We start from the raw sequence: 9,611 nt of genomic DNA, 5'->3' as shown, positions 1-9,611 counted from the left end.
CGACGGGAGCCACTGGTGCGACAGGAGCCACGGGAGCCACGGGAGCCACTGGTGTAACGGGAGCGACAGGCGCAACGGGCGTAACGGGAGCCACGGGCGTAACGGGAGCCACGGGAGCGACAGGAGCTTCAGGAGCGACAGGAGCCACTGGTGCAACAGGCGCAACGGGAGCGACGGGAGCAACAGGAGCAACAGGAGCAACGGGCGTTACAGGAGCCACGGGAGCCACAGGAGCTACTGGTGCAACGGGAGCGACAGGATCCGGTTCGTTACTGTCCAGTACAGATGCAGTTGCAGCGCAAATCATTACCATCGGAGATCCTCCAGCAACGGTTTTATCGTTGGGGGTAGTCGCTACAGGCACCGATTCGTTCAAAATCGACTCCATGGTTGAAGTCGAAATTGTATCCGGCGCTGTCATCAATGCTGTTGAATACACTATTACGTACCAGTTGCTGCTCGATGGAACTCCTATTGCCACCATAACAAGAGAAGACAACTCGGCTCAGAGTATCGCTATTGCCCGTACCATCATTGAAATTCCCAACATGACCTGGGTGGATACGCCTGGAGCTGGGGCGCATACGTATTCCATAGCAATCGCCGTAAATGGTACCAATATTACGGATGCGCAAGTTAACATTCGCGCATTGAACGTCATACAATTCACGTAATACTTGGTTGGGGACTCGGGATGCCTTCTTCAGGAGAAGGCATCCGTCCCTTTATTTTTTCTCCTCTCTATAACTTCCGGAAATGAGGATGATTCATGATAACCATCAGTTTGTGCATGATTGTCAAAAACGAAGAAGAAGTGTTGGCCCGCTGTCTGGATTCCGCCAAAGATATCGTCGATGAAATCAACATTATCGACACAGGCTCCGAAGACCAAACCGTGGAAATTGCGAAACGGTACACGGACCGCATTTTTCATTTTCCGTGGACAGGAAGCTTCTCGGAAGCGAGAAACCATGCCTTCACCTACGCGACGAAAGAGTACATTCTTTATTTGGATGCGGATGATGTCATCTTGGAGGAAGATCGCCGTCAATTTCTCGAGCTCAAGAAAACGTTGAATCCCGCGGTCGATTCGGTCTCCATGTTTTACAACGCCGGCACGGATGAGTTCGGCAACGTCACGCTGCGCTACCGGCGCAACCGGCTCATCAAGACGGCCCGCAACTTTCAATGGCGCGGCGACGTGCATAATTATTTGGAGGTCTCCGGCTACATTATTAATTCGGACGTGGCGATCACGCACAAGAAAACGAGACATAAAGTAGGTCGTAACCTGCAAATTTATGAGCGTAAAATCGAACGCGGCGACAAGTTCAGTCCCCGGGATTATTTTTACTACGGAAATGAACTCAGAGAAAACGGTCATTATGAGAAGGCGATAGATAACTATCAAAAAAATTTGGACCTTGCCGAAGGATGGGTCGAGGATAAAATTAATGCGTGTATCAACATGGCGGACTGCTACCGGTTCCTCGGCGATTTGAAAAAAGAACTGGAGGCTTTAAGCAAATCGTTCGATTACGGCAAGCCCAGAGCTGAAGTGGCCAGCCGGATGGGGTTTTATTTTTACCGGAAGCGGGACTATCGTACAGCGATATTCTGGTATGATTTAGCGACCCGGCTGCCGGCCGATACGAATCAGTGGGGCTTCAGTTATCCCGCTTACTGGACCTGGTATCCCCATTTGCATATGTGCGTTTGCTATTATCGGTTGGGCGAATACGAGAACGCATACGTTCATAACGAAGAAGCCCGCAAGTACCGTCCCGAGGACACGAATGTTCTCCACAATAAAACGCTGCTTGAGGGACTCCTTACGCTGCCAAAGAAGGTGGATGAATGAATGTCCGTATTAACAGCGTGCTATTCATTCAAGTCATTCCCGATATCCGAACGAATAAAATCGCCAACGTGTTAAGCCAAGCCGGCATCCAAACCGATCTGCTCTATTTAAAGACGCATCCTGCGGAAGTTTATCGCGGCTATGCACTGCCATATTCCCGGATTTTTAAACTCCGGATGATTAAGGAAATCGTCGAGTTTGTCGATCAATCCTCCTATGATCTTGTCATTAGCTGTAATGAGCCTGACATCATCAGCGCCGTGCTGGCCTGCTCCACCAAACCTGTCATACATGATTGTCACGACATGATGTCGCTCCGCGGGGATATTACGAACGATCAAGCGATTTTGGAATTCATCGCCAATAAATATGCGTCCGCGAACATCTATGTGACGGATTTAATCAAGGAAATTGCCGTACAACGATTCGGTCTGTCGAATAAACCGGTCACGGTGCTGGATAACTATGTTCTTCGTGAACAGCTACCCCAGCAATATCTTCCGAAATTAAGCCAAACGGACGGCGAGATCCATTGCGTCTATGAGGGAGGCTTAACGAATCGCAGCGATCATCACCGTTATATCGAACCTGTTTTACTTGCCCTTGCGCAGGAGAAAGTTCATGTTCACTATTACACCCCGTTTCAGAGCTCATATTACAGCATGCTGGAGCAGAAATCCCCTTACCTGCATTGGGAAGGAACCCGGGAGCCGAACGAGCTGATTTACGAGATGACCCGCTATGACGTCGGGCTAACCGTATTGCATGTAACCGAACGAAACAAACCGTTTCTGGACAGTACATTTCCAAACAAAGCGTGGGATTATTTGGCGGCGGGGTTGCCCATTTTGTTCAGCGATTTGACCTCGTTTCAACAGTTTTTGAAAAGCTATGCCGTCGGCCGCATTTTGGACTTGTCCGGCCATCTATTCGAACAGGTTCGGGCCGCCTCCCTTATACCAATCAATCCCGGTTTTTTGAACGATTACCGTCTCACGATGGAAGATCAAAGCGATCGGCTTGTGGAATTTTTGGAAGAAGCCGTCATTTCTTTTTATAAGCGGAGCAGGGAATAGCTCCCGGCTTTATCTCGTTGTAACCTGCCCCCGCCTGCTGAGGCGGGGGAGCGCCCCTTTGAAAGAACAGGGCAGAGGTGACACAGGGGCTGCTTGAAAATAGAGGTCGGCGTTACAAATGATCTAATCAATAAAAGCCCACGGAAGGATAGCACACGTGAGCTTTTTGAGTTGTTCACGAACATACTTACGATATTTCAATAGTCCTATTTCGTCAGCAGCAGCTCTAACGATTTGCGCACGAAGCCGCCGGTTTCGGCAAGTGCGGCCTGGGCTTGGGCACAATGGACGCCTCCGAGGAGCATGACGATGGCGGTTTTGACATGGCCGCCGGAGTCGGCGAAGGCTTGTTCTACGGCTTCCTCCGAAGCATCGGTGGCGAGCCGGATGATCCGCTTGGCGCGATCAACGAGCTTGATGTTCGACGGCTGTACATCGACCATCAGGTTGCCGTACACTTTGCCCATGCGGATCATCGATGTCGTCGTCAGCATGTTCAAGATGAGCTTCTGGGCGGTGCCCGCTTTCATCCGCGTGGAGCCGAGTACGACTTCCGGGCCGACCACGGCCTCGAGCACGATATCGGCCAGCGGAACCATAGGCGTCCCCTCATTGTTGCAGATGCCGATGACCCCGGCGCCGTTCGCCTTGGCCCGTTTCATCGCGCCGAGTACATAGGGCGTCCGTCCGCTGGCTGCGATGCCCACGGCTACATCGTTCGGCCCGATTCCGTGGGCATCCACATCGGACATGCCGAGCTCTTCGCTATCCTCGGCGCCCTCGACGGGATCCTTCACCGCCTGGAAGCCGCCGGCAATCAAACCCAGCACCATATCCGGCGAGGTGCCGTAGGTCGGAGGGCATTCGGACGCATCCAGGATGCCGATGCGGCCGCTGGTGCCGGCGCCGATGTAGATGAGGCGTCCGCCTTGTTGAAAGGAGGCGACGATGCGGTCGACGGCCTGCGCCAGCTTCGGAATCAGCCCTCGCAGCACGTCGGCGACTAGACGGTCTTCATCGTTGATGAGCGTCAGGATTTGCTCGGTCGGCAGCTCGTCGATTTGTCGTGTCCGCGGATTGACCTGCTCCGTCGTGAGTGTGTGTAGCTGATGTATTTGCATGGAGATAGCTCCTTCTTGAATAATTTTTTGGGATACCGTGCTCCTGCATCAGGCAGCGGTGTCGATAGCAGTTGCTCCAGCCGCTGCAGTTGCGCTAGTTGGCTGGAGAGGGGAATGCTCACTCGCCTGGCAGGAGTTGCAGCGCCAGCCGGGCGGCGCCATAGGCGGGCGCTTGCCGCGCTTCGTGCAGCCGCAGATCCGGCCAAGCGGCCTCCAGCCGCTCGCGAAACGTCTTCCGGTACAGCTCGCTGTACCGAAAGACCGAGCCGCTGAGCACCAGGTCCGCCTGCACGAACCAAGCGTGCTTGCGCACAAGCGCGGACGTTTGCTCTGCCAAGGCTGCGGCGCTGCGCTCGATCAGCCGCCTGGCCGGCGGATCGCCGGCAGCGGCCGCTTCGATCGCATACCGCGCGAAGGCGGCGACGTCCTGCTTTTTAATGTGCGGCTGGTAGATATACCTCCGCAGCTCGACGATACGTTCCCAGCCGTATGCCTGTTCAATCATCGGCGTCATCGCCGTAGGCGGATCAATGCCGTCGTAGCTGCGCATGACCGCATGCAGCGTATCGAGACCGATGCGGTAGCCGCTGCCTTCGTCGCCAAGCAAGTGCCCCCAACCTCCGACACGGTAACAGTCCCCGTCCGGCGTGCGGCCGAAGACGATCGAGCCGGTTCCTGCGATGGCGAGCACGCCGAAACTGCGATCGAGCGTGGCCATCAGCGCTATTTCCGCGTCGTTCGTCACGAGCAGCTTCGCCTCGACGCCCGTTTGTTCGAAATAAGACCGGATTGCGAAGGTTACGCGTTCCCGATCTTCATGCGTATCGACGCCCGCCATGCCAAGACAGAGGCCGAGCTCCCAACGTTGTCCGGGCGCACCGAGCTTGTCAAGCTTTTCACACTCCCCAAGCACTTCGCGCTTGTCAAGCCCTCCAAGCTCTTCGGACCTCTCCGGCCCCGGCGTTCCCGTTCCCCCGTCGTCTTCCCGTATAGAAGAAAGCGCTTGATTCAACAGCTGGATCAGCTCGCGAACGGCGTCGTCGAAGCCAATTGCTTGCGGATTGCTCGGCCCTCCTGACAACCGGGTCAGCTCCAGTCCTGCGGCATTGATGACGCAAATCTCCGTTTTCGTCCCGCCGCCGTCGATGCCTACAAACAGCTTCACGAACATCACCTTCTTGCCACGTCATGTAAGATTATGTTTAAAGTATATACGAAAAGGCTTGTCCGTGTAAAACAAAATTTTATGATTGAAATATATGTTGAAATAAAGTTTCAGAGGCTTTATAATTGGAGTCAGTTGGAAATGAATTCTGGCAAGAGGGGGTGAGGGAGTTGAACGGCGGACTCGTCCGGTTAAGAGAAGCCCTGCACGATCTGACGCCATCGGAGAAGAAGGTGGCGGAATATATACTGGGCGATCCCAAAGGCGTTATTGCATTATCCGTAGCGCAGCTCGCGGAATACAGCGGGTCCAGTCAAGCCGCAATCGTGCGGTTGTGCAAGTCGCTCGGGCTGAAAGGGTTCCCGGATCTGAAGCTGAAGCTCGCGGGCGATTTGCAGGAGTCGGCCAAGGTGCCGGAGATGCAGGGCTATCAGGAAATCCGGCCGCATGACTCGATCTCGACATTGATTCAGAACGTGTCGGCGAACAACATTCAGTCGATCCGCGACACCGTCAAGATTTTGGACGAAGCGATGGTAAGTCAAGCGGTGGAGGCGTTAGACCGGGCCGAGCGCATATTTTTCTTCGGGATCGGGGCCTCCGGATTGATCGCGCAGGACGCGCAGCACAAGTTCCTCCGTATTAACAAGACGGCGTTCTCGTTCGCCGACTCGCACGTGCAGTTGATGACGGCGGTTACCTTGACTCCCCGTGACGCTGCGGTAGCCATCTCTTACACAGGTGAAACCCGCGAAGTGATTACCGCATTGAAAGCGTCTTCAGAGCTGGGCGCCACGACGATCAGCATTACGAAATACGGTACGACGACGCTCCACAGCTACTCGCAAATTCCGCTCTGCATCTCTTCCACCGAGAACGAAATTCGCAGCGGCGCGATGGCTTCCCGCATCACACAATTGAATGTGATCGACATTTTGTATTTGGGAGTCGCCAGCCGCAACTACAACCAGTCGGTTCAATACCTCGACCGAAGCCGGGCGGTCATACGCGATTTGAACAAATAACCACAAACCAAGGGGGATTTAACGATGAAGCGTACGAAATGGCTGTCTTTAATGGTAATCAGTGCTTTGGCCCTAACAGCTTGTAACAACGCCGGCGGCGGTGCGGGAGAGACTGGAACGGCGGGAACGAAGACCGGCGAGCAAAGTGCGGCGCCGACCGAAGATAAGAAGCCGGATACCGTCAAAGTATGGACGTATCCGGTGCATGCCGCGTACGAAGACGATCTGAAACAGCTTGTCGCTGATTTCACCAAAACGAACCCGCATATTAAAGTCGAGTACGAAATGCTGTCTTGGGCGGAAGGTCCGAAGAAGTTCGACGTCGCGCTTAACGCGGGCGATCCGCCGGACCTGTATTTCCACTCCGTCAGCGGTCAATACGTGAACACCGGCCTTGCCCTTCAATTGGACTCTTTCCTAACTAAAGAAATAAAAGACGATTACCAGCCGGGAACGCTGGAGCTCGGACAAATCCAGGGCAAACAGTACGGCCTCCCGCTGTACCAATTCCAATGGGCTTGGGGCGGCAACAAGCGCATCCTGGAGGAAGCCGGCATCGATTGGAAGAAAATACAAGCGAGCGGCTGGACGTGGTCCGAATTTAACGAAGCGGCCAAGAAGCTGACCAAAAAACTGCCGGACGGCTCTACCCAATACGGTCTCGTTACAGACGGCACGAGCCTTGACTTCATTCAAATGCTCTCACGCAACGCCGGGATGCCGGATGTGCTGGACAAAGACGGGAAATTCCAATGGAACGACACCCGGATTCTCGATACGATGAAATTTATCGAAGGACTGGTCAAAACCGGCGTTATGCCGAAGGAGAGCGCTGCCCTGGCGCCGCTCAAACGGACCGAAATGTTCTATGCCGGCCAAGCGGCGATCATCAGTAAAGCGATTCCATACTACGATGTCATGATCCAAAACCGCAACAAAGACATCGACGCTGGTAAAGTGAAGGGCGAGAAAATCGAGTTCATTCTCCTGCCTGTTCCGCACCACGACAACCAGCCGGCCAAGACGACGATGGGCGGCGAAGGCTATGTGGCCTTCAAGCAAAAGAACGATAAAGGCGAGCAGCACGCGAAGAACACGTTCCTCGTGATGGAAGCGCTCAGCGGAGCCAAAGCGGGCAATTCCGCCAACGAGCTGTCCCTGCCGTTCGTACGCAAGTCGCAAGCGAAGGAATTCGAAGGCAAAGGCAAAGCGAGCCAAGTGAACTCGGAGGCCGCCCAAGCGATGGCGAAAAACATCTCGATGCCGGTCGATCTCAGCATCGATGTCGATAAAGCCGCGAAGATGAAGCAGTTTAACGAGCAAGTGGTGAAACCGACGTTCCAGGCGGTGCTGGCCGGCGAGAAGACCGCCGATCAAGCGGTGGAAGACTTCAAGAACAAAGGCAAGCAAATGTTCGGCCAATAATTCAAGGGAAAACAGGAAACTGAGGCGAAGTACAAAGGGGAAGCCGTCCGATGAAGCTTAACGAAAGACGGACAGCCCGAAAGGGTAAGGCTTCCCCGTTTGTGCTTTCTTTCTTTCCTTTCAGAATAAGGACGAATTGGCTTTTTCGGCGGAAAGGAGACCCTCATGCAGCAAACTTCGGTTGCACGGCCCGTACCGGCACCAAGTCCCCTCAAGCGTTTTTGGCGGGAGTACGGGTGGGCGTATGCATTCATTGCGGTACCGGTGCTTTTGTTTCTCGTGTTTACGTTATATCCGGTCATCTCAGCGTTTATTATGAGCTTTCAGGAATACGGCATTCTGCAGTCCAAATGGGTCGGGGGCAGCAACTATTCGCGGTTGGTGCACGACGAAGTGTTCTGGAAATCGATGAAGAACACCGTCATTTTTACCGTCGGCACGGTGCCCGTCAATATTGTCATTACGTTCGGTCTCGCCTATCTTATATTTCAAACGAAAAACAAGTGGCAGACGTTTTTCAAAGCAGCGCTTTATTTGCCGACGGTCGCCTCCGGCGTCACGCTGTCGCTTGTTTGGCTGGCGATGTTCGACCCGACCTCGGGCGGCTTGTTCAATAAGGTGCTCGCCCTCTTCGGCTTGGAGCCGGTCATTTGGCTCGGGCAATCGAGCTCGGCGCTGTTTTCGCTCATGCTGATGACCTACCTCGGCTCACATGGCAGCGGCATTATTTTGTATTTGGCGGCGATGGGGGGCATCCCGAAGTCGCTGTACGAAGCGGCGGACATCGACCACGCGAGCGGCTGGACGCAGTTCACGAAGATTACTTGGCCGCTGCTTAAGCCGACGACGCTCTATTTGCTCGTGACGGGCGTTATCACATCGTTTCAGGTGTTCATCAGCGTGTACCTGATGACGCAGGGCGGTCCGAACTTTGCGACCACGACGATCGCCTATTTGATTTATGACACCGCATTCGTCTACTACGATTTCGGGCTTGCCTCCGCGCAGTCGTTCGTGCTGGCGGCGATGATCGTGATCGTGTCCGTCGTGCAATTCAAATACTTCTCGACGGATATCGAGTACTAGAGGGGGCAATCTCGATGAAAACAACCAACAAAACGATACTGATTGCTCTCGGCGCGGTAATTCTTTCATTTTGGGCATTCATCACGGTCATTCCGCTGTATTGGATGTTCATCGGCTCCTTTCAGGATTCGGCAGCGAGCGCGACGTTCAAGCCGCAGATGATTCCGGACATCTGGTCCATCGCGCCATACGAGCGTTTCTTCGACAAAACGATGGCGTGGCGCTGGCTGGTTAACTCGCTCTTCGTATCGGCGGTGCTGACGGTAACGAACCTGTTCTTCGCCTCCTTGGCCGGATACGCGTTCGCGAAGCTGAAGTTTCCCGGTAACAAGTCGATTTTCTGGGTGCTGCTCAGCACGATGATGATTCCCTCACAAGTCACGCTCATCCCGCTCTACATTCTCGTCATCAACATGTTTAATTTGGGCGACACGTATACGGCGATCATTTTGCCGGCGCTCGTCGGGGTGGGCAACATCTTCCTGATGAAGCAGTACATGTCCACGCTGCCTACGTCGCTCATTCATGCGGCGCGGATCGATGCGTGCAGCGAATTCGGCATTTTCTACAAAATCATTCTTCCGATGGCGAAGCCGGGGCTCGCGGTGCTCGCGATCTTCACGTTCGTAGCGCATTGGAACGATTTCTTCTGGCCTTTGCTCGTCACGCGCAGCAATGAGATGCGGACGATTCAGGTAGGCTTGGCCGGCTTTAAGTTTGCGGAATCGACCGACTACGGCGCGATCATGGCCGGGGCGACGATCGGGGCGCTGCCGATGATCGTATTGTTTTTCGCCTTGCAAAGGTATTTCCTGCAGGGCATCACCATTGGAGCCGTTAAGGGCTAGCTGG

At 54.2% G+C, this 9,611-nt stretch carries 8 protein-coding genes and 1 pseudogene; 7 read left to right on the top strand and 2 right to left on the bottom strand.

The genetic code is table 11. The features are described from left to right. From JMF85_RS21100 to JMF85_RS21090, 3 genes and pseudogenes are all read left to right on the top strand, one after another. Positions 1-674: pseudogene (locus JMF85_RS21100) on the top strand (NTTRR-F1 domain); the annotation flags it as partial. A 95-nt stretch (positions 675-769) separates the two neighbouring features. Continuing rightward, complete coding sequence (locus JMF85_RS21095; protein ID WP_201318839.1) at positions 770-1,861, top strand: glycosyltransferase; 1,092 nt, start codon at positions 770-772, stop codon at positions 1,859-1,861. Beyond that, the gene (locus JMF85_RS21090; RefSeq protein WP_155614227.1) at positions 1,858-2,937 is read left to right on the top strand and encodes a glycosyltransferase; all 1,080 of its coding nucleotides are present in this window, start codon (positions 1,858-1,860) and stop codon (positions 2,935-2,937) included. The genes JMF85_RS21095 and JMF85_RS21090 overlap by 4 nt, the downstream gene beginning before the upstream one ends. Positions 2,938-3,143: 206 nt before the next feature. Here the strand turns inward: JMF85_RS21090 and murQ are convergent, their stop codons facing one another. Both murQ and JMF85_RS21080 read right to left on the bottom strand, forming a co-directional pair. Continuing rightward, entirely contained in the window at positions 3,144-4,058 is a 915-nt protein-coding gene (gene murQ, locus JMF85_RS21085; protein ID WP_054800401.1) for an N-acetylmuramic acid 6-phosphate etherase, read from the bottom strand. 118 nt (positions 4,059-4,176) lie between these two features. Further along, complete coding sequence (locus JMF85_RS21080; RefSeq protein WP_201318838.1) at positions 4,177-5,223, bottom strand: N-acetylglucosamine kinase; 1,047 nt, start codon at positions 5,221-5,223, stop codon at positions 4,177-4,179. 170 nt (positions 5,224-5,393) lie between these two features. Here JMF85_RS21080 and JMF85_RS21075 point away from each other — a divergent pair, with 170 nt between their 5' ends. From JMF85_RS21075 to JMF85_RS21060, 4 genes are all read left to right on the top strand, one after another. After that, on the top strand, positions 5,394-6,248 hold the full coding sequence (locus tag JMF85_RS21075) for a MurR/RpiR family transcriptional regulator (RefSeq protein WP_054798416.1): 855 nt from the start codon (positions 5,394-5,396) through the stop codon (positions 6,246-6,248). Between the two features lie 24 nt (positions 6,249-6,272). Next, complete coding sequence (locus tag JMF85_RS21070; RefSeq protein ID WP_127605699.1) at positions 6,273-7,673, top strand: ABC transporter substrate-binding protein; 1,401 nt, start codon at positions 6,273-6,275, stop codon at positions 7,671-7,673. Between the two features lie 165 nt (positions 7,674-7,838). Beyond that, a complete protein-coding gene (locus JMF85_RS21065) occupies positions 7,839-8,759 on the top strand; it encodes a carbohydrate ABC transporter permease (RefSeq protein ID WP_127605697.1) in 921 nt (306 codons plus the stop codon). Positions 8,760-8,773: 14 nt separating this feature from the next. Beyond that, positions 8,774-9,607 (top strand): carbohydrate ABC transporter permease, encoded by an 834-nt coding sequence (locus tag JMF85_RS21060; RefSeq protein ID WP_054800397.1) that lies wholly within the window; start codon positions 8,774-8,776, stop codon positions 9,605-9,607. Positions 9,608-9,611: the final 4 nt, after the last annotated feature.

The sequence above is a fragment of the Paenibacillus sp. EPM92 genome, from assembly GCF_016586185.1.
Taxonomy (GTDB): Bacteria; Bacillota; Bacilli; order Paenibacillales; family NBRC-103111; genus Paenibacillus_G; species Paenibacillus_G validus.
This window is presented reverse-complemented; position numbering and strand designations above follow the sequence as displayed.